Source organism: Halomonas qaidamensis (assembly GCF_025917315.1).
Classification (GTDB): Bacteria; Pseudomonadota; Gammaproteobacteria; order Pseudomonadales; family Halomonadaceae; genus Vreelandella; species Vreelandella qaidamensis.
In genome coordinates this window covers 1,652,243-1,676,255 of the sequence record NZ_CP080627.1, presented here as the reverse complement: position 1 = coordinate 1,676,255, position 24,013 = coordinate 1,652,243, and the positions used below count along the sequence as shown (strand labels likewise).

At 49.4% G+C, this 24,013-nt stretch carries 24 protein-coding genes; 7 read left to right on the top strand and 17 right to left on the bottom strand.

Going from position 1 to position 24,013, the window contains the following annotated elements:
* Positions 1-2: 2 nt before the first annotated feature.
* The 10 genes from pheS to K1Y77_RS07745 all read right to left on the bottom strand — a co-directional run bounded on the left by pheS (position 3) and on the right by K1Y77_RS07745 (position 8,789).
* On the bottom strand, positions 3-1,022 hold the full coding sequence (pheS, locus tag K1Y77_RS07790) for a phenylalanine--tRNA ligase subunit alpha (RefSeq protein WP_030073168.1): 1,020 nt from the start codon (positions 1,020-1,022) through the stop codon (positions 3-5).
* 157 nt (positions 1,023-1,179) lie between these two features.
* Positions 1,180-1,533 carry a 50S ribosomal protein L20 gene (gene rplT / locus K1Y77_RS07785; protein ID WP_009097607.1) on the bottom strand — a complete coding sequence of 118 codons (354 nt, stop codon included), beginning with the start codon at positions 1,531-1,533 and terminating at the stop codon, positions 1,180-1,182.
* A gap of 57 nt (positions 1,534-1,590) precedes the next feature.
* Positions 1,591-1,785 carry a 50S ribosomal protein L35 gene (gene rpmI, locus K1Y77_RS07780; protein WP_009724291.1) on the bottom strand — a complete coding sequence of 65 codons (195 nt, stop codon included), beginning with the start codon at positions 1,783-1,785 and terminating at the stop codon, positions 1,591-1,593.
* Positions 1,786-1,866: 81 nt separating this feature from the next.
* Positions 1,867-2,406: a translation initiation factor IF-3 gene (infC, locus tag K1Y77_RS07775; RefSeq protein WP_084180457.1), complete on the bottom strand. Its 540-nt coding sequence runs from the start codon at positions 2,404-2,406 to the stop codon at positions 1,867-1,869.
* A 12-nt stretch (positions 2,407-2,418) separates the two neighbouring features.
* A complete protein-coding gene (gene thrS / locus K1Y77_RS07770) occupies positions 2,419-4,341 on the bottom strand; it encodes a threonine--tRNA ligase (RefSeq protein WP_030073176.1) in 1,923 nt (640 codons plus the stop codon).
* Positions 4,342-4,555: 214 nt separating this feature from the next.
* Positions 4,556-5,425, bottom strand: coding sequence for an OmpA family protein (locus K1Y77_RS07765; RefSeq protein ID WP_030073177.1), 870 nt, complete (start codon positions 5,423-5,425; stop codon positions 4,556-4,558).
* 289 nt (positions 5,426-5,714) lie between these two features.
* Complete coding sequence (locus K1Y77_RS07760) at positions 5,715-6,182, bottom strand: DUF2489 domain-containing protein (RefSeq protein ID WP_264018304.1); 468 nt, start codon at positions 6,180-6,182, stop codon at positions 5,715-5,717.
* 293 nt (positions 6,183-6,475) lie between these two features.
* Complete coding sequence (locus tag K1Y77_RS07755) at positions 6,476-7,522, bottom strand: COX15/CtaA family protein (protein WP_264018305.1); 1,047 nt, start codon at positions 7,520-7,522, stop codon at positions 6,476-6,478.
* Positions 7,523-7,577: 55 nt separating this feature from the next.
* Positions 7,578-8,084 carry a hypothetical protein gene (locus K1Y77_RS07750; RefSeq protein WP_264018306.1) on the bottom strand — a complete coding sequence of 169 codons (507 nt, stop codon included), beginning with the start codon at positions 8,082-8,084 and terminating at the stop codon, positions 7,578-7,580.
* Positions 8,085-8,093: 9 nt separating this feature from the next.
* Positions 8,094-8,789, bottom strand: coding sequence for an SURF1 family protein (locus K1Y77_RS07745; RefSeq protein WP_264018307.1), 696 nt, complete (start codon positions 8,787-8,789; stop codon positions 8,094-8,096).
* On the opposite strand from K1Y77_RS07745, the gene K1Y77_RS07740 reads away from it, so the two are divergent.
* A complete protein-coding gene (locus tag K1Y77_RS07740; protein ID WP_264431184.1) occupies positions 8,788-8,979 on the top strand; it encodes a DUF2909 domain-containing protein in 192 nt (63 codons plus the stop codon). The two genes, K1Y77_RS07745 and K1Y77_RS07740, sit on opposite strands and share 2 nt — an antisense overlap.
* A gap of 4 nt (positions 8,980-8,983) precedes the next feature.
* On the opposite strand, the gene K1Y77_RS07735 is transcribed toward K1Y77_RS07740, so the two are convergent.
* The 5 genes from K1Y77_RS07735 to K1Y77_RS07715 all read right to left on the bottom strand — a co-directional run bounded on the left by K1Y77_RS07735 (position 8,984) and on the right by K1Y77_RS07715 (position 13,560).
* On the bottom strand, positions 8,984-9,841 hold the full coding sequence (locus K1Y77_RS07735; RefSeq protein ID WP_264018308.1) for a cytochrome c oxidase subunit 3: 858 nt from the start codon (positions 9,839-9,841) through the stop codon (positions 8,984-8,986).
* On the bottom strand, positions 9,838-10,428 hold the full coding sequence (locus K1Y77_RS07730; RefSeq protein WP_264018309.1) for a cytochrome c oxidase assembly protein: 591 nt from the start codon (positions 10,426-10,428) through the stop codon (positions 9,838-9,840). Before K1Y77_RS07730 ends, K1Y77_RS07735 begins: the two co-directional genes overlap by 4 nt.
* A 32-nt stretch (positions 10,429-10,460) precedes the next feature.
* A complete protein-coding gene (gene ctaD, locus K1Y77_RS07725) occupies positions 10,461-12,107 on the bottom strand; it encodes a cytochrome c oxidase subunit I (protein WP_030073192.1) in 1,647 nt (548 codons plus the stop codon).
* 39 nt (positions 12,108-12,146) lie between these two features.
* Entirely contained in the window at positions 12,147-13,262 is a 1,116-nt protein-coding gene (gene coxB / locus K1Y77_RS07720; RefSeq protein WP_030073193.1) for a cytochrome c oxidase subunit II, read from the bottom strand.
* A gap of 124 nt (positions 13,263-13,386) precedes the next feature.
* On the bottom strand, positions 13,387-13,560 hold the full coding sequence (locus tag K1Y77_RS07715; protein ID WP_264431183.1) for a DUF2970 domain-containing protein: 174 nt from the start codon (positions 13,558-13,560) through the stop codon (positions 13,387-13,389).
* A gap of 130 nt (positions 13,561-13,690) precedes the next feature.
* On the opposite strand from K1Y77_RS07715, the gene K1Y77_RS07710 reads away from it, so the two are divergent.
* Both K1Y77_RS07710 and K1Y77_RS07705 read left to right on the top strand, forming a co-directional pair.
* A complete protein-coding gene (locus K1Y77_RS07710) occupies positions 13,691-14,050 on the top strand; it encodes a hypothetical protein (RefSeq protein ID WP_264018311.1) in 360 nt (119 codons plus the stop codon).
* A gap of 91 nt (positions 14,051-14,141) precedes the next feature.
* Positions 14,142-14,357: a hypothetical protein gene (locus tag K1Y77_RS07705; protein ID WP_030073198.1), complete on the top strand. Its 216-nt coding sequence runs from the start codon at positions 14,142-14,144 to the stop codon at positions 14,355-14,357.
* Between the two features lie 38 nt (positions 14,358-14,395).
* Here K1Y77_RS07705 and hrpB read toward each other — a convergent pair whose 3' ends face one another.
* Positions 14,396-16,837, bottom strand: coding sequence for an ATP-dependent helicase HrpB (hrpB, locus tag K1Y77_RS07700; RefSeq protein WP_264431181.1), 2,442 nt, complete (start codon positions 16,835-16,837; stop codon positions 14,396-14,398).
* Between the two features lie 89 nt (positions 16,838-16,926).
* Positions 16,927-17,577 (bottom strand): TetR family transcriptional regulator C-terminal domain-containing protein, encoded by a 651-nt coding sequence (locus K1Y77_RS07695; RefSeq protein ID WP_264018315.1) that lies wholly within the window; start codon positions 17,575-17,577, stop codon positions 16,927-16,929.
* A gap of 214 nt (positions 17,578-17,791) precedes the next feature.
* Between K1Y77_RS07695 and xdhA the strand changes: the two genes are divergently transcribed.
* The 4 genes from xdhA to guaD are packed head-to-tail and all read left to right on the top strand — an operon-like array spanning position 17,792 to position 23,840.
* Entirely contained in the window at positions 17,792-19,249 is a 1,458-nt protein-coding gene (xdhA, locus tag K1Y77_RS07690; protein ID WP_030073208.1) for a xanthine dehydrogenase small subunit, read from the top strand.
* On the top strand, positions 19,233-21,656 hold the full coding sequence (gene xdhB / locus K1Y77_RS07685; RefSeq protein ID WP_264431179.1) for a xanthine dehydrogenase molybdopterin binding subunit: 2,424 nt from the start codon (positions 19,233-19,235) through the stop codon (positions 21,654-21,656). Before xdhA ends, xdhB begins: the two co-directional genes overlap by 17 nt.
* Entirely contained in the window at positions 21,653-22,519 is an 867-nt protein-coding gene (xdhC, locus tag K1Y77_RS07680) for a xanthine dehydrogenase accessory protein XdhC (RefSeq protein ID WP_264431178.1), read from the top strand. Before xdhB ends, xdhC begins: the two co-directional genes overlap by 4 nt.
* 7 nt (positions 22,520-22,526) lie before the next feature.
* Entirely contained in the window at positions 22,527-23,840 is a 1,314-nt protein-coding gene (gene guaD / locus K1Y77_RS07675) for a guanine deaminase (protein WP_264431176.1), read from the top strand.
* Positions 23,841-24,013: the final 173 nt, after the last annotated feature.

Sequence of the window (24,013 nt, the reverse complement as noted above, 5' to 3'; positions counted from 1 at the left end):
TCTTAGGTAAATTGGCGAAGAAAACGCAGATCGTTCTCAAAGAACAAACGCAGGTCGTTAACACCGTAGCGCAACATTGCAAGCCGCTCGGCACCCATTCCAAATGCAAACCCTGTGTAGCGCTCAGCATCAATACCTGAGTGCCGAAATACCTCGGGATGCACCATGCCACAGCCCATCACTTCCAACCAGCCGCTATGCGAGCAAACACGACAGCCATCACCGCTACACATCACGCACTGAATATCGACCTCTGCAGAAGGTTCAGTGAATGGAAAGTAAGAGGGACGGAAGCGCACTGAAAGATCATTGCGTTCAAAAAAAGCTTGGAGGAAATCTTCAATCGTGCCTTTAAGATCTGCAAAACTCACACCTTCGTCAACCAACAGACCCTCCACTTGATGGAACATTGGCGTATGGGTGAGATCTGAATCGCTACGGTAGACGCGACCGGGGCAGACAATGCGAATTGGCGGCTCGCTACTCTTCATCGTACGCACTTGAACTGGCGACGTATGGGTACGCAACAGGCGGGTAGCATCGAAATAGAAGGTATCGGCCATACCGCGCGCCGGGTGATGGGCAGGTATATTTAGCGCCTCAAAATTGTGATAATCATCTTCAATTTCTGGCCCTACCGCCACATCGTAGCCAATCCTGGTAAATAAGCCCTCAATGCGCTCAAGCGTGCGGGTAACAGGGTGCAGACCACCACTCTCTTGACCACGACCGGGTAATGTTACATCAATTCTCTCTGCCGCCAAGCGAGCGTTGAGTGCTTGGCTTTCAAGCTGTTGACGCTTTGTATCAATTTCAGTAGCCAGGGTCTGTTTTGCCTGATTAATTTGCTCACCGGCGGCAGGACGCTCTTCTGCTGATAGCTTTCCTAAGCCTTTCAACAAGGCCGTCACTTCGCCTTTTTTACCTAAGTAACGTACGCGCAACTCATCTAGGGCAGAGACACTTTGCGCTGCCTGAATCGCATCGCGGGCCTCTGTGACCAGAGTAGGAAGATGGTCCATCCGATTCACTCCGAATTAAGCGGTTTCCATCTCTAAAGATGGCTGGCATGTTGAAGGTGACAAAAAAACAGGGGAAGAGCGGCTGCTCTTCCCCTGCATGGGTCACACTAAAATGACCTCAGACACATCACACTGATTTAGCTCAGCGTTATATGCTTTATTGGGCAGCCTTGGCTTTTTCCACGATAGCTGCAAACGCGGCTTTTTCGTGTACTGCCAGGTCGGCCAATACTTTACGGTCAATTTCAATACCGGCTTTCTTCAGACCGCCAACAAAGCGGCTGTAAGACATGCCATTGATACGCGCGCCAGCGTTAATACGCTGGATCCACAAAGCGCGGAATTGACGCTTGCGGTTGCGACGGTCACGGTAAGCATACTGACCGGCTTTGATAACAGCCTGTTTGGCTACGCGGAAAACACGCGAACGGGCACCGTAGTAACCTTTGGCCTGCTTCAATACTTTTTTATGGCGACGACGGGCAACTACGCCACGCTTAACACGGGTCATAACACACTCCTGACTTTATGACTGAGGCTGAATGCTCTCAGATAAGAAAATTCGACCTTACAGATTCGGCAGCATGCGCTGGATCAGCGCTTTATCAGAAGCATGAATCTGTTTCATGCCACGCAGCTGACGCTTACGCTTGGTCGACTTCTTGGTCAAGATGTGGCTACGGAAAGACTGCTTGTGCTTGAAGCCATTCGCGGTCTTTTTGAAGCGCTTGGCAGCGCCGCTGTTGCTTTTGATTTTCGGCATGAGAAAACTCCGCTCGATATTTTTTAGAAAACCCAGGGCCGATCAGCGCTTTCGCGCTGATCCGTTAACTTCGCCGTTGGATCACTTCTTTTTCGGGGCAATAATCATGATCATCTGGCGTCCTTCCATTTTGGGGAAAGACTCAACCGCTCCGATCTCTTCCAGGTCTGCCGCGATCCTTTCCATTAGCTTACGGCCAATGTCTTGATGCGCCATTTCACGACCACGGAAGCGCAATGTGACTTTGCCCTTATCACCACCTTCTAGAAAGCGTGTCAGGTTTTTAAGCTTGACCTGATAATCGCCTTCATCGGTGCCAGGACGGAACTTAACTTCCTTAACCTGGATTTGCTTTTGCTTTTTCTTTTGAGCCGCTTTTTGTTTCTTCGTCTCAAAAACAAATTTGCCATAATCCATGATCTTACACACGATCGGATCGGCATTCGAAATTTGTACGAGGTCTAAACCGGCAGCTTCGGCACGCTCAAGTGCTTCGGTGGTGGGCACAACACCCAACTGCTCACCTTCAGCATCGATTAAACGTACTTCTTCTTCGATAATTCTCTCGTTCATTGGTGGGCGTTTGTCTTGTGGACGCCCGCGCTGATTGCTTCGCTTGATTGCTCCGTCTCCTTAGGCAATTGACGATGTCGCCAGGGCTGCTCGCTCCGCACTGCAACGGTCAATGAATTCATCGACTGTCATTGTGCCGAGGTTTTCGCCGCTGCGAGTTCGCACGGCCACTGAGTCAGCTTCGACTTCCTTATCTCCCACCACAAGGAGATAGGGAACTTTCTGTAATGTGTGTTCACGGATTTTAAAGCCGATCTTCTCGTTCCTCAAGTCCGCTTTGACACGTAAACCATTTTTTTGCAGCCGTTGCTCCAACTCAAGCGCATAATCACGCTGCGCATCAGTAATGGTCATCAAAACGACTTGCTGAGGCGCCAACCACAATGGCATAGCACCAGCATAGTGCTCAATTAGGATTCCCAAAAACCGCTCAAAGGACCCTAAGATAGCACGATGAAGCATAACAGGGGTCTTACGCGTCCCATCTTCATCTACATATTGCGCGCCTAACCGCCCTGGCAAATTAAAATCTAACTGTAGAGTACCACATTGCCAAACACGATTCAGGCAATCACGCAGGGCAAATTCAATTTTCGGCCCATAAAAAGCCCCTTCTCCTGGCTGAAGCTCCCAATCAAGCCCCGTTGCATTAAGTGCAGCCTCAAGCCCATGCTCTGCTCGATCCCACATCTCTGCTTCGCCAAGAAAATCTTCAGGCCGTGTTGAGAGTTTAAGCTCAACGTCTTCAAAGCCGAGCGTTTTATAAACCTGCAAGGTAAGCACAATAAATGCTTCTGCTTCTGCCTGAATTTGGCTTTCAGTACAAAAGATATGCGCATCATCTTGAGTAAAACCACGAACACGCATCAGACCATGTAAGGAACCCGATGGTTCATTTCGGTGGCAGCTACCAAACTCTGCTAGGCGCAACGGCAAATCGCGGTAGCTTTTCAACCCCTGATTAAATACCTGCACATGACAGGGGCAATTCATCGGTTTAACGGCATATTCACGCTTTTCCGACTCAGTGGTAAACATGAGTTCACTATAATGCCCCCAATGACCAGATTTCTTCCACAATGAAAGATCTACCACCTGCGGCGTTTTAATCTCTTGATAGCCATGCGCACGCTGAATTTTACGCATGTAATCTTCCAAGGCCTGGTACATCGTCCAGCCATTGGGGTGCCAAAACACCATTCCAGGCGCTTCTTCTTGCAAATGGAAAAGATCCATTTTTCGCGCCAGTTTACGGTGATCTCGTTTTTCAGCTTCTTCTAGGCGTTTTAAATAAGCCTTGAGCTGCTTCTTATCGCCCCATGCGGTGCCATAAATACGTGTCAGCATTGGGTTAGAAGCATCACCACGCCAATAGGCACCCGCCAACTTTGTCAGCTTAAAAGCTTTAAGGTGTCGCGTATTTGGCACGTGCGGCCCACGACACATATCCGTATATTCTTCATGGTGATACAAACGAATTGTTGCATCTTTGGGTATATCGCGAACAATTTCTTGCTTGAATGTCTCGCCACGCTCAACAAATGTACTCATCGCTTTGTCGCGATCAACGTACTCGCGTATCACATCGTAGTCACGCTCAATGAGCGATTGCATACGTTTTTCAATGGCATCTAAGTCTTCAGGCGTTACAGACTTACCAAAGTCAATATCGTAATAAAAACCATCATCAATCACCGGCCCAATGGCCATTTTAGCATCAGGATATAGCTGTTTAACCGCATGCCCAATCAGGTGAGCGCAAGAGTGACGAATAATCTCCAGGCCCTCTGGATCACGGGCGGTAATTATCGCTATTTCAGCATCATGCTCGATTAAATCAGCAGCATCGACCAACACACCATCAATCTTGCCAGCCACACAGGCCTTGGCCAAACCAGGGCCAATCGATTCTGCGAGCTGCATGATAGAAAGTGGTGTTTCGAACGTTCTTTGGCTGCCATCAGGCAATGTTACTATGGGCATTAAGGTATTCCTTGAGCGCAGTGGTGATCCATACCAAGGATCACATTTCGCTATCAATGGTGGAAAGTGTTGAGTTTTTTAAAGTCGTTCAGCCTACCAGAATTTAGCAAGCCGTAAAATAAAACGGGAGGCAAAAAGCCTCCCGTTTCGTACTTAAAGGGCAAGTATCAACAGCCGTATTTAGCCCCTTAATAAAGATGAATCAATGAGTAGCTTAGTTCCACTCATCCAATTCAACACGGCGGTTCTGGAAGCGACCTTCTTCTGTGTCATTAGAAGCAACCGGACGCTCTTCGCCATAACCAATGGCGCGCATACGGTTTGCACTTACGCCACGCTGAGCCAGGTAAGCAGCAACCGACTCTGCACGACGCTGTGAAAGGTTCTTGTTGTACTGATCAGAACCACGCGAATCAGTGTGGCCTTCGATGCTTACGCGTACGTTCGGGTTGTTAACCAAACGCTCGGCAACACCGTTGAGCACGTTCTGCGCGTTCGGCGTTAGCTGAGCAGAGTCAAATTCAAAATTAACATCACGAAGCACTAGACTCTCTGGGCAGCCAAGTGAGTTAACTTCAACACCTGCAGGGGTGTTAGGGCACTGATCACGATAATCCGGCACGCCATCATTATCAGAGTCCAGCGGGCAACCATTGGCATCAACAGATACGCCAGCAGGCGTTCCTGGGCACTGGTCACGGTAATCAGGAACACCATCACCATCGGAGTCCAGCGGGCAGCCTTCAGCATCAACTGCAACGCCTGCAGGCACTTCACCATAGCTCGGACACTGCGGAGCCACTGGCTCAGGCGTGCGGTCTGCACATAGCAAGCCCCCAATTGCTGCACCAGCTGTTGCACCAATAGCGGTATTTTCATCTTCATCAGAGTTGCCACTAGTAGCGTAGGCAATACTGCCGCCGATGACACTGCCAGCTAAGCCACAAACGAAAGGATGTTGATACCAATCGCGGTCACTATTTGCGCTGGTTTGGCCAGATGATTGTGATGCTGAGCTGGCGCAGCCTGATAAGCCTACTACCAGTGCGGAACCGATTAGCAAGCCAGTCGTTGATTTTTTCATGCAAGACTCCTTCTTGATCCAATGCTGACATGGTCATGAGACCAAATCTATCCAATGCTTCTTATTGCGAGAGCATCCATTTTTCGCTGCCCAGCGCTATGGAGATATTCTACGGTCACCGTAAGGCTGGGCGTTTGCCTATGATTAACCTTTAATCACGAGAAGGCAACAATGCCGAGATATCAACTTCTTGCCAATACCGACAATTTCAGCATAGCAAAGCTGACGCAATAAGCGTCAAAAAACGTAGGGTAACGCATTTACTAATCATAACGCTCGTTAAACAACGTTAATGAAGCCCTGCTCCCCCTTTAGATCTCCAGTTGATTACCTGCTGCGCTGCTGCCAGAACTGCAGAACGCATTTCATCCTCAACAGCAAGCCGCTCTTTGTCTTCTTGCATCCGTTCTCGTGGTGTTAGCTGATTTCGTGCAGAGTGTGTTTTTAGATGACGTGTACGGTTATATACTTCTGCAAATGCTTGAAATTCCGGCCGCTCCGCTAGGCTTGGATCGACAATCTCCAGCAGCACCTTGCAGCGCCAAGAACCTTCCGTAATGTCGACTTGCTCTTGAACAAGCGCACTGACGACGTAATCGAGATTTTCCAAGCTATTTTGGTGGGCTCGTCGGTCTTCATCGATTCTGAAGGCTTCTCGACGCTTTACTTCTTGACGAAGTTTAAAGGCATAAATACCAAGAGCCACAATCATCGCTACTGCAGCCGCAAGCAATATTAACGCTAGCGTGGTACTCATAACGGTCCTCGCAAAGTCTTAAAAGAATTTGACAATAACTATACACCCTATTGAACCAAGTAGACTAATTTCAAATCTTGAAACACATTCGTTAGATTAACAACCATGAAGCACACTTAATAAAAATTATTTTTTCATTGATGCAAGCAAATTTTATGCCGCATGATAAAAATAAAAAATATTAGTTAACGGCAACTCGGCCTACTTATCATTAGCCAGCAATTTATGGGTATATAAAAATGCGCGCTGCCCATAATATGGGGGCTTACAGCTCTTACAAGCCGTCCCGTGGTTCAGTCGGTATTATCTTGATAACGCCAGCACCAAACCGCCCACCCCATGCTTATTGTCAATGCAACCGCACCAGCGGTATGTAACAGCGCCAGCCATAACGGCAGCCACAACAAAACGTTGGCAACGCCAAGTATGACTTGTATAACGTAAGCCATAACCACCAGCGTAAGCGCTCGACCAACAGAGACAGTCGTTCGATAGCGCCACCATAATACCAATAGCGCTATCCCAAGAAGAAGTGCTCCAAGGCGATGCATCATGTGTATTGCAGTACGTGCGTCGGCATGTAACTGCCCATGTAAATAATTAGGTCCAACAGTTTGTGTCAGGTGAAAGCCTTCACTTATATCCATTTCTGGCCACCACTGCGTATTGCAGGTCGGGAACCCTTGACAAGCAATGCCTGAATAGTTGCTGGTTACCCAGCCACCTAAGGCAAGCTGCAAAATCAATGCCGATACCCCTATCACCCAAAGTAAATTCATGCTGCTAGTTGGGGAGACATAGCTTTTGGGAGATGAAATAGCATTGCTAGGGGTAGTCAAATGCCTCGTTAAGCTAAGGCGAATTCGCATATGCACCCAAAAAAATAGCGTTAGCACACTTAGCCCGCCCAACAAATGCAGAGTAACCACCTGCGGCCAAAGCTTTAAAGTAACGGTAAAAGCCCCAAATGCTCCTTGAAGCAATATAACCACTAGTAGAGCAAGACTAACTTTCCATGGGTATCCTGAACTCTTGCGTAGTGACCAGCCTATCGCCACGACGCTTAGCACGATAAGCCCTAAAAAACTCGCCACATAGCGATGAGCCATCTCTACCCACGCCTTAAAAGGCTCAAGAGGCACATCAGGATGGCGTAGCGCAGCATGTTCATTATCAGGGACTAGCAACCGTCCATAACACCCTGGCCAGTCTGGGCAACCTAAACCAGCGTCAACTAAGCGCGTCCATGCGCCGACTAGAATCACTAGCGCTGTCAGTGCCGTACCGGCCAAGGTGATGTATTTCAGCCATTGTAAACGCCGCTCAGTAGAATGTGGCACGTTGTTTCCTTACGACCTATTAGGTCGAGCATCCAGAATAGCAATAGGGTATTAATTACAGCGGATTAACCTTAAACAAATGCCGTATATCATCGAGAATATCAGCTGCAGGTACTGCATTGTTAAATGACAGCGCGGGTCTGCCGAATGGATCCATTAGCCATACACCATTTTCTTCGCGCCATTCAGGCTCCACTAGCCATCGATTAACGACCTCCCCAGGTAGCGCTTGTGCACTCCCACCTATTCTAAGACGCTCTAAGCGTGAGGCCTCTCGACCCAACGCACGATGCAAACGCCACAATTCATCCATTCGCTCATCACAGAGCGAAGTGCAGTCAAATACTAATATCCACACATCGTTTTTTTGAGGTTTATCGCTTAAAGGCCAATCATCCAGCAATGGTGCTCCGACGTGTACTTGCCCATGGGCAGTATCATTACTAGGTATGCCTATTTGCCATGTCAACATCGCCCACGCAGTCACAATAGGCGCAGCGAATGCTGCAAAAATAAGCAACAGCTTAACTCGCGGGTAACGAACTGGCTGGCGTTGTTCCATGCTTTCCCCTCAGTAACCAGTAAGACTGTCTTTGTGCAAGCGATAACCTCCTAATACCATGATTACTGCCGCAGCAAGCGCTAGCCCCCACCATTGAAATGCATACCCAAGATGACGACTAGGAGGCATTACGTTAGCTTCCCACCAAGGCGAAAACACTCCATCGCCTTGCTCAGCATGTAACCATCCGGAGTAAGTAAATTCAGGCAATGTTGACTCCCAAGGGGTTAAGCTGATCTGCTGCAGTCTTTTCCCTTCCCTGTTTTCGCCATACAACGGCCCACCTGGGCGAGCAACCTGCCACTCTCCTGAGACTGTCACGCTGCCCTCAGGAGTATTTGCTTCAGGCTCTGCTCTACTTGGCCCTGTTTCAATAAACCCCCGCTGAACAAGCCACAATTGATCAAAACTGTCTCGGAAAGGCGTCAGCACAGCAACGCCTAGACGTCCATCTACAATGCGGTTATCTAAATAGAGAGTGTGATCAGCAAGGTATTCTCCTTGTAAATGCAGCTCAGACCCTTCTTCTGGCATAACAGTAGGCGATTTAACAAAAGGTGCTGCTTCTCGAGCAGCTAACAAAACACGCTTGTCAGCGGCACGCTCCCACTGCCATAGTCCTAGTAAGATACCCAGCGAAACTAATACGCCCCAAAATACACACCAGACGTATAAACGTTGCGGCCCAGAAGAGGTTTTCGTCATGTGGTTAAAGCTGCTCATTGGCCTAGTTTTTATTGGAATAGTCGCTAGTATAGCGGCCGGCGCGGGCTTCCTCTTGAAGGATGACAGCAACTCTCGACGGCTACTAGCATCCCTTAAATGGCGCATTGGACTAACATGCTTACTCATGGCTTTGTTAGTGATTGGCTTCTGGTCTGGAGAATTAGGCTGATTGTTTAAAAAACGTATACAAAAATAAATAACCCAACCCAGACAACATCGACAAAATGCCAATACCAACAAGATGCTTCAAAACCAAAGTGATGGTCGTTAGCAAAGTGCCCTTTCCATATCCGTACTAACATGCACGCCAGGATAATCGTGCCGACAATAACGTGGACTCCATGAAAACCGGTCAGAATAAAGAAGGTGGCTCCAAAAATTCCTGCTTCCAGCGTGATACCGTAGTGATGATAGGCTTCGTAGTATTCGACCCCCTGTATGACAATAAAGCAGCAGCCCAGTAATACTGTACCCGCCAGCCAATGCCTGCATGTCTTACGCTCGCCTGATTTCAACGCCTCATGAGCAACCGTCAATGTAATACTAGAGGTAACTAATATCAGTGTATTGACCAACGGCAATTGCCAAGGACTAAATACCCGCTCAGGCCCAATTACGGAGCTGTCTGGCGGGTTAAACAACGGCCATTGTGCAACAAATTCTGGCCAAAGCAGCGCAGACACCCCCTTGGCCCCTTCCCCTCCTAACCAAGGAATGGCAAACGTTCTCACGTAAAATAGCGCACCAAAGAAAGCCGCAAAAAACATAACTTCAGAAAAAATAAACCAGCCCATTCCCCACCGGAATGAGCGATCCATCTGGGCATCGTACAAGCCACTCATTGATTCGCGAATAACCTCTCTGAACCAAAGACCCATGACAATAATCACGCTAGCCATACCGATTAGCATTAGCGGAGTACCCGTGTCGTATACCAACTTGATCCCTGTACCCACCATCATAGCCCCGAGCGCCAGCGATCCTAGAATAGGCCATCGACTCGTTGCTGGAACATAGTAGCCGCCACTCATATTGAATCCCCTATTGTCTTGTTGTCATTCTTTGAGATGTCTTTTACTAAGTGATGAACTGGGTACAAGGTATACACTAGCGTTATCGTATTAATGTCCTCTGGGAGATCCCGCGCCAGCTGGAATATTAGAGGAATCGTCAAACGCTCATCCCCTTGTAGCTGCTGCTCTTGGAAACAGAAACAGCTGACTTTTCTTAAATGAGTCGTAGCGCTTGAAGGGGAAACACTAGGCACAGCCCGTCCCCAACTTTCAACCCGACTATTGTTGGTAAAGGTAAAATCGACCTCCGCTGTTTGGCCAGGGTGCACGCGCATTTGGCGATTTTCGACGCTCATTCTCCATGGTAAGCCTGCGCTACCTCGGGTAATGAACTGCACGGTGACATAGCGAGATTGATCAACTTCTTCATGAATAATGGCCTTAGCCGTCGTATCCACTTTGCCATTAAGACCCGTTACACGGCAAAACACGTCATAAAGAGGGACAAGTGCAAATGCGAAGGCAAACATCCCTATTAGCGCCGCTACCGTGCGAATGACCGTCCGTTTTACCCCCACTGATTGCACCGCATTACTTGATGCCATATATCCCCCTAGACCATTCACTGAGGCACAGCTTATTGGTCATGGTGATGGGTACGGTTAAAAATTGGTGGTGTCTCGAAGGTGTGCAGCGGTGCGGGACTTGGAACGCTCCACTCAAGGTCTTCTGCACCTTCCCAAGCTTTTGCAGGCGCTTTTTTTCCTCCCCTCACACACATCACCACCACCACTACAAAAATCAGCTGCGAAGCGCCAAAAAAGAATGCGCCAATGCTGGAAAGCAAGTTGAAGTCTGCAAACTGTAACGCATAGTCAGGAATGCGCCTTGGCATACCCGCCAAGCCTGCGAAATGCATGGGGAAAAACGTTAGGTTAACGCCAATGATAGAGCACCAAAAATGGCATTGAGCCAGACGCTCGTTAGGGTAATAACCGGTCCATTTGGGTAGCCAATAGTAGACGCCAGCCATAATGGCAAAAATAGCGCCTGGTACTAATACATAATGAAAATGCGCCACGACAAAGTAGGTATCGTGGTATTGGAAATCTGCAGGTGCAATTGCCAACATCAGCCCTGAGAAACCGCCAATGGTGAACAGAACGACAAAAGCCAAAGCAAACAGCATGGGCGGCTCAAAACTGATCGAGCCACGAAACAGCGTGGTCACCCAGTTAAACACTTTCACACCTGTTGGCACGGCAATCAGCATGGTCGAGTACATGAAAAATAGCTCTGCCGTTAACGGAAGTCCGACAATGAACATATGATGCGCCCATACTAAAAACGACAGCAGTGCGATAGCTGCCGTGGCGTACACCATAGACGCATAGCCAAATAAAGGCTTACGCGCGAAAGTGGGAATAATAGCTGAGACAATACCGAAGGCCGGCAAAATCATGATGTAAACTTCAGGATGGCCAAAGAACCAAAATAAGTGTTGGAAAAGCACAGGATCGCCGCCACCCGCGGCGTCAAAAAAACTGGTCCCAAAGTTAATATCCATGAGCATCATGGTGATGACGCCTGCTAGAACGGGCATTACTGCAATCAGTAGAAAAGCCGTAATTAACCATGTCCATACAAACAGCGGCATATCCATCATGCGCATACCAGGTGCGCGCATGTTCAAAATGGTCGCAATAATATTGATAGCCCCAAGAATTGAGCTAATACCTGCGATGTGCAGAGCTAGAATAAAAAATGTCGTAGAGGCGGGAGCATAAGTCGTTGATAGAGGAGCATAAAACGTCCAGCCAAAATTTGGCCCGCCGCCCGGCATTAAAAGCGTAGAAAGTAGCAATGTAAACGCCACCGGAAGTAGCCAGAAACTAAAATTATTAAGCCTGGGCAGCGCCATATCCGGCGCACCAATCTGAAGCGGAATCATCCAGTTGGCTAGCCCAGTAAACGCTGGCATTACAGCAGCGAACACCATGATTAGACCATGCATGGTGGTCATTTGATTGAAAAATTCTGGCTCTATAAGCTGTAAACCCGGCTGAAATAGCTCGGCTCTCACTACTAAGGCAAATATGCCGCCAACAAAAAACATGGTGAGAGAAAAAATCAGGTACAGAGAACCAATTTCTTTATGGTTGGTCGTCAGTACCCATCGCAATATCCCTTTGGGCTGAGCCGCATGGTCGTGATGAGAATGACCGCCAGCGGCTGCAGTAGAGCTATGTTGCAGCGGGTGTTGAGGAGGTAGTTTGGGCACCATGAGCATCTCCGCCTGATTTATTGTTGTAAGTACCTTAAATTATTGTGCAATACGTTCGGCCACCGCAGCTGGCTGCACCACATCACCTGTCTCGTTGCCCCAGGCATTACGAGTAAAAGTGACAACAGCGGCTATTTCGACAGGATTTAAGGTACTGCGGAACGCTGGCATTGCAGCACCGGAAACGCCGTTGACAATTCGATCGATATGCCAATCTAGGTCGTTAATTAATTGGTCGTTGTTGGCTAGTGCTGGAAATGCCGGCGGAGCTCCCTGACCTTCGCTTTGATGACATGAAGAACAGATGGATTGGTACACAGACTCACCTCGCGCCATCAAATCCTCCATCTCCCACTCTCGGTCAATCCCCATTGCCTCTTGCTCTGCTGCTTCTTTACGTTCTGCCAACCATGCTTCGAACTCTTCTTCCTCCATCGCATGCACAACCACTGGCATAAACCCGTGGTTAACGCCGCAAAGCTCAGCACACTGACCACGATAGATTCCCGGCTCGTTGATTTTCACCCAGTTTTCATTGATAAATCCCGGTATCGTATCCTGCTTAACGGCAAGTTCTGGCACCCACCAAGAGTGAATGACATCGTCCGATGTCATTAAAAAACGTACTTTCCGGTTAATCGGTAGAACCAATGGCTCATCTACGTCTAGCAGGTAGTGCTCATCTCTAGCTTCGCTTCCTCGAATTTGCTCCCTTGAGGTACTCATGTTCGATGTAAATGCAACATCTTCACCCAGGTATTCGTAGCGCCAGCGCCACTGTTGGCCGGTAATCATCACGTCTAAATCCGCTTCTGAAGAGTCGTACATACTCTTCAATGTCGCGGTCGCGGGCACAGCCATTCCAATCAAAATCAAAATCGGGATAGCGGTCCAAAGAATCTCGACAGAGGTATGCTCATGAAAATGTGCTGCTTTTGCCCCTTTTGAGTGTCTGTATCTAAATAATGAGTAAAACATTACCCCAAACACAACCACACCGATCACCACACACACCCAAAAAATGGCCATATGCAGGCCAAAAATATCTCGACTGATATCAGTGACACCTACCGGCATATTCCAGCCATTGGCATAAACCTGTGAGATACTTGAGGCACTGATAATGGTTAGCAGCCATTGCCACGTTAGGCGCATAGAAACCTCCTTTATTATTGTTGTTCTCGCCAACCCTTTTATTAGCTCAGGATTAACTGATTAACGTCAGTATAGAAAACATGTGGCATTCGTCACGAACAACCGTCGTGTTTGACTCAACGCTTCAGCGCGAGGCGATCATTGCGACCCCCACCAAGATCAAAACAAAGAGAAAAGTGATCGCAATTCCCGTCAAAATAAAGACAGTAGGCTTACCAGTTGAAAAATCTTGCTGACGCTGGTGATCATTTTGTACACCCAAAAGTGCTGACAAAACTGACTTGACGACTGACCACATTAAATTGCTCCTCGATGCCAAGTATTTCGTTGCCAAATAGCCAACTGTTCCTCATTGCTTAGCTATAGTTGAAGATAGGCAACGTAGTAAAAAATGCCTCATAAATCGTATAACGTGTTAGGAGCAAGCGATGAACAGTTCAAACAAACAACAGGCCAACTCCGCTACTGAAACAAATCAAGATTTGTTGACTTGGTGGCACCGTTATTGGCTTTTGAGCACCATGCCTATAGTGCGTTGTCAGATTGCATGGCTTGAGAACGTGACGCAGGCTATGGCGTTAGAAGCTGAGCTTTTTCAAGCTATTGCCAAAAGCAATGAAAAACTGACGCTGTGCCTAACCGACAGCAAAGAAAACTGCACAGCTCAGGAACTCACTGAACATTACCAAGAAATGGTTAAAACACTGACTGACGCTAATCTTGAGCGCTTATCCAACGTGTCTCAACTTTCCCACGAATTTAGACGTAGTCTGTGGGAAGAAATTTAACCCGTTTGGATTAAGCTTGCGGCTGACTGTCGTGCCATTCACACTATGCCTGCTTTTTATAAGCAGCATTGGACTGGTGATGGAGCCTAATATGCCCAAATGTCGTGGATTTTTTTCGTTGTTCCCATTAATAGTCGTGGGCTTACTACCCTTGGCTGGATGCACTACTTATACATGGCCAGATGGGTCTCAAGAAACGGTGCTGGGAGTGCCCCCAGAGGAAGAAAACCGTCGCTATGAAGAGCAGCGCGCTGACGGGGTTCGTTATCGGCTACCGGGAGAAAATCCTGACACTCAAAAAGAGTGATCTTATCGTTGCTATGTTTTTACTATCAGGCGATATTTTTAATCTAAACGACGCTTGGTTAGCGATGTTGCCTGCGCAGTCAATGGATCTTCTGGCCAGGGGTGCTTAGGGTAACGACCACGCATCTCTTTACGCACCTCTGGATAGCCGTTCAACCAAAAACTGCGTAAATCCTGAGTCACTTGAAGCGGTCTTTTGGCTGGTGAAAGCAAGTGAATGACGACGGGTATATGGCCATCCGCAACGAGGGGAGTATCCTGCCAACCAAACGCTTCCTGTAACTTCAGAGCAAGCACTGGAGGTCTCCCCACTAGGCACGGTCTATAATCAATTGATGCCTGATTACCGCTAGGCACCGTTATCGATGACGGCGTTAAATATTCAAAGCGCGTCTGTTCATCCCAACTTAGCGTTGACATTAAATAAGTATGGAACTGCATTTTTTCTAACTGGCTGAAGCGTGTTATACCCGCTAGGTAAGGAGCCAGCCAAACGTCTAAACTTTCTAGCAGCGCACATTCGGACCAATCAGGCCATTCACCAGGATAAGTACTCTCCAACAGCGTCATTCGGCCCTGCAACTGCTTAAACCTGTCATTAAAAAGCACCCCAGGTCGCTGCTTTAGTGCCTGAAGCAATGCTTGCTGTACAGCTTCTGCAGATAGCTCCGTCAAAGGACGGCTTGCCAACATAAGCTCACCATGACGCTGAACAGCTTCGCCGAGAAGCTTTCCTTGTGCATCTGACCAAGTAATTCGCTCTTCCCACTGTTGAGTTGCAGGATAAAGGTCAATAAGCGTTGCCAACGCAAGAGGTTCAGCGAGATAAATAGCGGCTTCACTACTGGCGCTTTCGACGCTAATGGCGACAATGTACGCTTCGTTCGCCAGAGGATGGTGAATAGACAGTGTAGCCGTTTTGCCATTGGCAAGCTTGAACCGGCCAGGGCTAATAAGCTGGCCAATACGATCAGGGTAAGACAGCGCCAGTAGCGCTCCTAACGGCTCTTCGGCTATGCCTCGCGGCAACGCCGTATCGGCGATGCCTGCCAAGCGCTTTGCATCACGCAGCCATTTGGGAAAGCGCGAAGGTTGACTAAACCGCTGAACTAACGCAGCTCTCAGCGAGCCATTAATACGCTCCCTGCCTTCTAACAAAGCCGCTAAAGCACAGGCAAGTGGCAATGTATTGAGCTGTTCAGCTTTCGATAGCATTACCGCTAAACGCGGTTCAACCGGCCAACGCGCACTTTGCTTGCCTAGCGGCGTTAACAGGCCCGCTGGATCCAGCATACCCAACTGACGAAGCAAAGCCTGACTACTTTGCCATGCGCCGTTAGGCGGCGATGTCATCCAACTGAGCTCATCTGGCGAACGCGCTCCCCACATAGCAACTTCAAGCGTTAATCTTGATAAATCAGCCTGTAGTATCTCAGGCTCACCGTAAGCTACAAGAGGCTGCTCCTGAGACCACAAGCGATAACATACCCCCGGCTGCTGTCTCCCTGCGCGCCCCCGGCGCTGATCAGCGCTGGCTCGGTTAACCCGCCGCGTGGTTAGATGAGTTAGTCCAGTGCGCGGCTGAAACAGAGGAACCCGCTCTAATCCAGCATCGATGACGACATTCACACCATCCACCGTTACGCTGGACTCTGCAATGGCCGTTGACACGATGACACGTTGGCGCTCTGCATGTGGTTTGAGGGCGGCTTGCTGTATTTCTATTGGCATGCTGCCATGCAGAGCCCGCACTTCAATCTCTCGTGGGCTGTTATCCAGCGCATGAACCAGCTGGTTAATTTCAGCCATCCCAGGAAGAATAACTAATAGATCGCGACTATCTGACCTTGCCAGCGCTTCATCAACGACCCGTAAAGCGGCCGATGCGACACTTTCATCACCGGAGGCCGGCCGATAATACGTTTCCACAGGAAATTGCCGCCCAGTACTTTCAATCACTGGCGTTTCTTCGCCCAGCACCTTTTTTAAGGCTGCGACATCCATCGTGGCAGACATCACAATCAATCGTAAGTCATCGCGAATGCTTTGTTGGATATCCAGCGATAGCGCCAACCCTAGATCCGCTTCAATACTACGCTCATGAAATTCATCAAAGATAATCCCGGCAACACCTTCCAACAGCGGGTCATCCTGCAGCATTCGGGTAAGCACGCCCTGGGTAATAATTTCCAGGCGTGTTTGCGTGCTTACCTTACTGTCACCACGCATACGATAGCCCACTGTACCACCAACGGGCTCATTCAGCTGTTGAGCCATAAACGTTGCCGCCAGACGCGCCGCCACACGACGAGGCTCCAGCAATAAGAGCTTTTGCCCTTGCGCCCACGGGCACTCCAATAGTGTCAACGGAACACGTGTCGTCTTCCCAGCGCCAGGCTGTGCAACGAGTATGAGCCGGTTATGCGCACTCAAAGCAGCTTGTAGTGGCACCAGATGCTGTTCAATTGGAAGCGTAGGCATAGAAATGGTTTCTGTGGAGCTAAAGCGCTGTGGCAATAAGTGCCGTAAAGTAAGTACGGTCAAATAATGAAGATGATCGCTGACAGTGGCTAACTACTTGATATATTTGGCGGCTGGATACCGCACCCTTTCAAAATGACCTGTTCTAAAAATTGGCAAATAGATTCAAGATCCATTTCACTAAGCGCCTCTGAGCCTAAAATGCCGTTTACTTGTGCACTATATTCTGTGTAGTGCTGGGTAGCCGACCAAATCAGAAAGATAAGCCAGCGTGGGTCGACGTTATCCATTTTCCCCTGGATAGACCACTGCCTAATAATCATCGCACGTGAAGCAACCCACTCTTTCAACTCACCTGATAAATAGTCACTTAAAAACGGCGCACCGGCCAAAATCTCAGCGGCAAACAGCTTTGAACCTTCAGGATAGCGCTGCCCAAGTACCATTTTGGTGCGAATAAAATCACTGAGCACCTGGCCGGGGTCACTTTCTGGCGTGATATCTTCAAGTACCGCGTTCCAGCGGCGCATCATCCGGTTGAGCAAACGTACATATAGCGCCTGCTTACTACCCATGTAATATAAAATATTTGCTTTAGGTAACCCTGCTTGGTCAGCAATCGCCTGAAGGCTGGCGCCTCGATAGCCATATTGGGCAAATACCTGTTCGGCAGCACTTAGTATGGATTGCTCAATACGATCCCTGCTGGCGTTCTCATGATTAGCGGTATCAACCGTCATTGAGTAAGCTCCTGTAATAAGCACCGCTGATTAAGTGTCGTGGTCATTTCACTTAGTATATCGCTCCTATGGCGAACTAACGCTGCAAAATAGGGCGTATACGCATTTATTGCACTTTCAAAGTGCAATAAACAAAGCCTTGCAAGGCGCGTCATTTTGTCCCAAGCTCAACAATATTGACCGATCGGTCAGAACAATCATAACGGAGTTTGGCATGGCTACGATCGAGTTTCTACTCAACGGCACTCCTCACCAAAGAGACGTGTCTCCAGATACCAGTATTCTAACGCTGTTGCGTGATTATTTGGGCATTACCGGTACGAAAGAGGGCTGCGCATCGGGCGATTGCGGTGCTTGCACAGTAGCGATTAACAACCCAAGCGACGCGCAAAGCCGTTTTTTAAGTGTCAACGCGTGTATTACTCCCGCTCATCAACTGCACGGCCAGCACGTAATTACCGTCGAAGGATTAGCAACCGAGGGCAACTTACACCCCGCTCAGCGAGCAATGGTTGAGTGCCACGGCAGCCAGTGTGGTTTTTGCACGCCTGGGATTGTTATGTCGCTATTTACATTGCATGCCAACCAGCAGCAGCGCCCCTCGCCTCTTACACCAGAGACACTTGAAGCCACATTAGGCGGAAATTTATGCCGCTGCACGGGATACCGCCCTATCCGTGACGCCGCATTGAGTATGCAAGACTTCTCTTGGAAAGCACCACAGTGGTTTGAGGCATCCCAACAAGCCAGTCGACCGCTTCAGTCGCCCGAGCCAATCGCCGAAGATGAAGCGCTCTTTATACAGCCAACCACGTTAGCTGAGTTGACTGATGCAAGACATTGTTACCCTGCTGCACGCCTTGTCGCTGGCGCAACCGATCTATGGCTGGAAAACACTCAGCGCCTTACCCCATTGCACCAGCTGATTGATATCACTCGTGTGGAAGAGCTATGCCGTATTGAAGAGGCGTCTTTTCAAGCTCAACCAGGTTGGTGGGTAGGCGCTGGGGTTACGTACTCACAGCTTGAACCCTTATTAAATAGTCACTTTCCTGCGTTTGCACACCTCCTTCACAGGCTCGGTTCCCAACAAGTTCGTAACCGAGGAACGCTTGGCGGCAACATCGCCAACGCCTCGCCAATTGGAGATACTCCCCCTGTACTGTTGGCGCTCAATGCATGGGTAGAACTTACCAGTCATAACAATACTCGCCAGCTTTTACTGAGCGACTTCTTTATAAACTATAAAAAAACGGCACTGGCTGATAATGAAGTTATCAGTCGTATTTTTATTCCTCAAATGCCTGAACCCGCCACACTAAGGGTGTGGAAGCTTTCCAAACGACGCGAGGATGACATCACAGCGGTATTAGGCGCGTTTTGCTACCGTGTTAATAACGGTGTGATGGAGGATGTGCGCATTGCCTTTGGCGGTATGGCTGCTACTCCCAAGCGAGCTAGTCAAACAGAAGCTGCGCTAGAGGGCCAGCCCGTTTCTAAAGCTAATTTTCAAGCAGCCCAGCGAGCCCTTGCTGAAGAATTTCAGCCAATGAGCGATGTACGGGGTAGCCAATATTACCGAGAACAGGCTGCACTCAACCTACTAGAACGCCTCTACTTATCGCTTTCTTCACCCAACCAGGAGGTGATGCTCCATGCGTACGCTCACTAAACTTGATGGCGACAGCAGCCGAGCTCGTCGTGAGCTACATGACCATATTCAAGGGTCGGGCCCACTTGCCCGCCATACTGTCGATAGCCACGGTCAGCGACAAGCAGGCACCTCTAGCTTTCATGAAAGCGCTGAAAAACACGTTACCGGCAAGGCCACCTATATTGATGACCTTAAAGCACCGGCCGATGCACTGCATGTAGCTTTAGGGCTTTCTCCTGTTGCACACGGTACATTAACCGCGCTTGATCTCGAAGCAGTTAAACAAGCGTCTGGCGTTGTCGATGTCATCACCTTTCAAGACGTACCTGGCCATACGGATATCGGCCCAGTATTCCCTGGCGACCCTATTTTTGTTGATCATGAAATCAGCTACGCAGGTCAGTGTATTTTTGCCGTTGCGGCCACCTCGCTCCAGGCTGCTCGCCGAGCGGTAACGCTAGCCAAACTAAGTATTGATGAACAACAGACAAACCTCGACCCCGTTGCTGCCGCTGAACGCGATGACGTGGTTCGCCCTACCCATATTCAAGAGCGCGGTGATTGGCAAGCAGAGCTGCGCCAAGCCGAGCAAACGATTGAAGGCGAACTTTTCGTCGGAGGACAAGAGCATTTTTACCTGGAGGGCCAAGCATGCTTGGTTATACCCACCGAAGATGAAGGGGTCATTGTTCATACCTCTAACCAGCACCCCAGCGAGACTCAAAAACTTGTCGCTGAAGTACTGGGTATCCCCTTTCATGCGGTTACCGTTGAAGTGCGTCGGATGGGCGGTGGGTTTGGCGGCAAAGAAACCCAAGCATCCCCTTGGGCCTGTATAGCAGCCATCATTGCCCGCAGAACCGGAAAGGCCACCCGTTTACGTCTACCGCGAAGTGATGATATGCGCGCAACCGGTAAGCGCCACCCCTTCCATAATCGCTACCGACTAGCGATTGATTCCCAGGGCATTATTCAGGGCGGCGAGATAACGGTTATTGGGGACTGTGGCTACTCGCCTGATCTATCAGATGCCATTGTTGATCGTGCAATGTTCCATGCCGACAACGCTTACTCATTAGGCAGTGCACGCGTGACCGGACATCGTGCTAAGACCCATACCGCTTCTAACACGGCTTTTAGGGGCTTCGGCGGCCCCCAGGGCATGATGATTATCGAAGCTGCAATGGACGATATCGCGCGCAACGTCGGTGAAGACCCTCTCACCATACGCAAACGCAACTTCTATCGCGAAGGACGTGATGTTACCCACTACGGCCAGCAAGTGGATCAAAAACAACTGTTACATACGCTGGTAGACACACTGGAAACAAGTAGCGACTACTGGGCGCGCCGCGCGGCGATTAAGGCATTTAATACCCACAGCCCCATTATTAAAAAAGGGCTTGCGCTAACGCCTGTTAAATTTGGCATCTCATTTACCGCCCAGCATCTTAACCAAGCCGGTGCTCTGCTGCATGTATATACCGATGGCAGCATCATGATCAATCACGGCGGCACCGAAATGGGGCAAGGTCTACACACCAAGATTTGCCAAGTGGTCGCTCGCGAGCTTGGCTTGGATTTAGATAGCGTACGGATTAGTGCCACTCGCACGGATAAAGTACCCAATACGTCCCCTACGGCGGCCTCAAGCGGTGCCGACCTTAATGGCATGGCCGCGCGAGACGCTGCCAGCAAATTACGCGAAAGGTTGTTCGACTTTGCCGCGATGCATTTTGAGGGCGGCTTAGACCGAGAAGGCATGCGCCTGGAAGATGGCCTGCTAATTGCTGGTATTGGAGAGAGCGAGCATCGCATCCCCTGGGGAGAGCTTATACAAACAGCCTATCTCAATCGCATCTCGCTTTCAGAAAAAGGCTTTTATGCCACACCACTGATTCATTACAACCGCGCGACGGGCCAAGGCCGCCCTTTTTATTATTACGCGTTTGGAGCAGCCGTTGCTGAAGTAAGTGTTGATACATTGAGCGGCGAATACTTAGTCGACCGTGTTGATGTGCTGCATGACGTTGGCAATTCGCTCAACCCAGCGATTGATATTGGCCAGGTAGAAGGCGGCTTTATCCAGGGAATGGGCTGGCTCACCAGTGAAGAGCTTAAGTGGAACGAAAAAGGTGTGCTAGTGAGTGACGGTCCTGCAACTTACAAGATACCTACGTTTGGCGACCTTCCCGATATTTTTAACGTTGAGCTACTGGAAGGCCACCCTAACTCCATGGCAAGCCTGTATCGCTCCAAAGCTGTTGGTGAGCCACCATTTATGCTTGGTATCTGTGTATGGTCTGCACTACGTGATGCCCTTTCAAGCTTAACCAATTACCAAGCTTCTCCCCATCTGGATACTCCAGCAACCCCTGAGCGGGTAATGCTGGCTGCCAACGCAATTAGAGAAAAGGCGCTATGACTTTACACGCGTCTGAAACTTGGCACGCGGCGCTCGATCGACTGCAGCGCAGTGGTGCTCCCCATGTATTAGCCACCCAGGTAACCAGCGCGGGTTCCACCCCGCGCGAGCCTGGCGCACGCATGGTAATCACCCAGGAGACGGTTTATGACACGCTAGGCGGGGGCACTTTTGAGTGGCAAACCATCAACGCTGCCCGAGAGTTTTTGCAGCAAGGTCGTACAGGTTTTCACTTAGAGTCATTTTCCCTAGGTGGGCGCAGCGGCCAGTGCTGTGGTGGTTTTGTTAATGTGCTGCTGGAAGTGTTCCCTGGCGCTACTGTGAATATCGCCCTGTTTGGTGCAGGCCATGTAGGGCGTGAAATCGTTAAGCTTAGCGCCCCGCTACCCTGGCAAATACACTGGTTCGATAGCCGTGCTGATGTATTTCACGAACAGGATAGGCGGCAAGCCCGACTCAGCTGCCACACGCTAAGTAGTACACAGGAAGGCACTGCAGCCCTGCCTCCCTACTGTCATACACTGGTATTAACTCACAATCATGATGAAGATTATGCCCTTATCACTGCTTTACTGCAGCGCCGTGATATTGCCTCGATAGGATTAATCGGCTCGGATAGTAAGTGGGCAAGCTTTCGGGGACGGCTGCAGCGCGAGGGCTACTCCGCTGAGGAAATCGAGCGCGTACGCAGTCCCATTGGCGCTGTTCATAACACTAAGCTTAGCAATAAAACCCCCTATGCCATTGCTTTGACGGTAGTAACCGAACTGCTATGGCTCACAGACAAGCCAGCCTCACTAGAAACGCGCGGCCTTGAGCCTAACGCTTTACGTACACTTATTGACGATACGAAAACGACCTAGAGTTAATATGAATTCCCCAATCGATACGTTTATTCGCGCTGAAGTTGTCAGTTTTACACGTGACCCAGGTGATGATGATCTGCCCCAGTCAGGTAGCCTTGAGCATTATGGCGACGGGTTACTTTGGCTAAAAGGCAGTCATGTTCATGCTGTCGGCCACTATGGTGATATCTCTCAACAACTGCCAAGTGGCGCCCACGTCATTGATTATCGCGGCAAGTTGATTATGCCTGGCTTTATCGATACCCACGTACACTATGTGCAGCTAGATATCATGGCTTCTTATGGCCGACAGTTACTTGATTGGCTAAATGATTATACGTTTCCTGAAGAGTGCCGTTTTGCCAATCATGCGCATGCAGAAGCGCTATCGAACGCTTTTCTAGATGAAATGCTTCGCGCAGGAACGACAACAGCCCAAGTATTTGGCTCCAGTCACCCTGGCTCAGTGGATGCGTTTTTCACCGCCTGCCAAAAACGCCAATTACGTATGCTGGTCGGCAAGGTATTGATGGACCGTAACGCGCCAAATGCTCTGATGGATGGCGTGTCGGGAATTGCAGACAGTGAGCGCCTTATTCAAGACTGGCATGGCAATGGACGACTGGGCTATAGCGTCACACCACGCTTTGCGCCTACCTCCACCAAAATGCAAATGGACGCTGCCGGCGCCCTTCTGCGTAATGACCCAAGCCTTTGGCTACAAACTCATTTAGCTGAAAATAGCGGGGAATTAGACTGGGTAGCCGAGTTATTTCCCGGCAGCCGAGACTATTTAGCCGTTTATGAAGAAGCAGGGTTAGTTGGTCCTCGTAGCACCTTCGCCCACGGCATACACCTGGATAATGGTATGCGTAAACGCTTGGCTGATCGAGGCGCCAATATTGCCTTTTGCCCAAGCTCCAATCTTTTCTTGGGCAGCGGATTATTTGACCGAGAAGCCGCCAAACAGACCGGCATGGCATTTACCTATGCCAGCGATATCGGCGCAGGCACCGATTTATCAGGGTTTGGAACGCTGAAAGCAGCTTATCAAGTGGGCCAATTAGGCGGACAGCCGCTTACCGCATGGCAAGGTTTTTATGGTTTAACCCATGGCAATGCAAAAGCGCTCTCCCTAGATACCCATATCGGTCAACTTGCACCGTCTTATGAAGCAGATTTTGTAGTGATTGACCCTCATGCGACACCACTGCTGACACGCCGCATCCAACATTGCACAACGCTTGGCGAACGATTATTTGCACTGATGATGCTCGCTGATGATCGCGCTATCTATGAAACTTGGGCAAATGGGCAGTGCCAACACCAACGGGATTAATTTTAAAATTTAGAATCCTCCAAACGGATACCTTTAAGGATTTCCAGACGGCACTCGTCATTCCCGCAGGCCAGGTCAAGGTCAAGGTGGATTCCCGATACCCCCACTCGGGAATGACGGTGTGGTGACTCGGGAACGACGTGCGGTGACTGAATGACGTATGGTGCACGCGT

What these genes read in the sequence shown, in the direction of transcription:
- coxB (WP_030073193.1), bottom strand. Translation starts at nt 13,262, where the DNA reads ATGCGCCTAACGTGGCAATGGCTGCTAACCATTATCAGTGCCTCAAGT.
- K1Y77_RS07695 (WP_264018315.1), bottom strand. Translation starts at nt 17,577, where the DNA reads ATGACGGTTGATACCGCTAATCATGAGAACGCCAGCAGGGATCGTATT.
- K1Y77_RS07705 (WP_030073198.1), top strand. Translation starts at nt 14,142, where the DNA reads ATGCCCAAATGTCGTGGATTTTTTTCGTTGTTCCCATTAATAGTCGTG.
- guaD (WP_264431176.1), top strand. Translation starts at nt 22,527, where the DNA reads ATGAATTCCCCAATCGATACGTTTATTCGCGCTGAAGTTGTCAGTTTT.
- K1Y77_RS07765 (WP_030073177.1), bottom strand. Translation starts at nt 5,425, where the DNA reads ATGAAAAAATCAACGACTGGCTTGCTAATCGGTTCCGCACTGGTAGTA.
- K1Y77_RS07750 (WP_264018306.1), bottom strand. Translation starts at nt 8,084, where the DNA reads ATGGAACAACGCCAGCCAGTTCGTTACCCGCGAGTTAAGCTGTTGCTT.
- K1Y77_RS07715 (WP_264431183.1), bottom strand. Translation starts at nt 13,560, where the DNA reads ATGTGGTCAGTCGTCAAGTCAGTTTTGTCAGCACTTTTGGGTGTACAA.
- K1Y77_RS07735 (WP_264018308.1), bottom strand. Translation starts at nt 9,841, where the DNA reads ATGAGTGGCGGCTACTATGTTCCAGCAACGAGTCGATGGCCTATTCTA.
- rpmI (WP_009724291.1), bottom strand. Translation starts at nt 1,785, where the DNA reads ATGCCGAAAATCAAAAGCAACAGCGGCGCTGCCAAGCGCTTCAAAAAG.
- rplT (WP_009097607.1), bottom strand. Translation starts at nt 1,533, where the DNA reads ATGACCCGTGTTAAGCGTGGCGTAGTTGCCCGTCGTCGCCATAAAAAA.
- thrS (WP_030073176.1), bottom strand. Translation starts at nt 4,341, where the DNA reads ATGCCCATAGTAACATTGCCTGATGGCAGCCAAAGAACGTTCGAAACA.
- pheS (WP_030073168.1), bottom strand. Translation starts at nt 1,022, where the DNA reads ATGGACCATCTTCCTACTCTGGTCACAGAGGCCCGCGATGCGATTCAG.
- xdhC (WP_264431178.1), top strand. Translation starts at nt 21,653, where the DNA reads ATGACTTTACACGCGTCTGAAACTTGGCACGCGGCGCTCGATCGACTG.
- xdhB (WP_264431179.1), top strand. Translation starts at nt 19,233, where the DNA reads ATGCGTACGCTCACTAAACTTGATGGCGACAGCAGCCGAGCTCGTCGT.
- hrpB (WP_264431181.1), bottom strand. Translation starts at nt 16,837, where the DNA reads ATGCCTACGCTTCCAATTGAACAGCATCTGGTGCCACTACAAGCTGCT.
- K1Y77_RS07730 (WP_264018309.1), bottom strand. Translation starts at nt 10,428, where the DNA reads ATGGCATCAAGTAATGCGGTGCAATCAGTGGGGGTAAAACGGACGGTC.
- xdhA (WP_030073208.1), top strand. Translation starts at nt 17,792, where the DNA reads ATGGCTACGATCGAGTTTCTACTCAACGGCACTCCTCACCAAAGAGAC.
- K1Y77_RS07710 (WP_264018311.1), top strand. Translation starts at nt 13,691, where the DNA reads ATGAACAGTTCAAACAAACAACAGGCCAACTCCGCTACTGAAACAAAT.
- K1Y77_RS07760 (WP_264018304.1), bottom strand. Translation starts at nt 6,182, where the DNA reads ATGAGTACCACGCTAGCGTTAATATTGCTTGCGGCTGCAGTAGCGATG.
- K1Y77_RS07740 (WP_264431184.1), top strand. Translation starts at nt 8,788, where the DNA reads ATGTGGTTAAAGCTGCTCATTGGCCTAGTTTTTATTGGAATAGTCGCT.
- ctaD (WP_030073192.1), bottom strand. Translation starts at nt 12,107, where the DNA reads ATGGTGCCCAAACTACCTCCTCAACACCCGCTGCAACATAGCTCTACT.
- K1Y77_RS07745 (WP_264018307.1), bottom strand. Translation starts at nt 8,789, where the DNA reads ATGACGAAAACCTCTTCTGGGCCGCAACGTTTATACGTCTGGTGTGTA.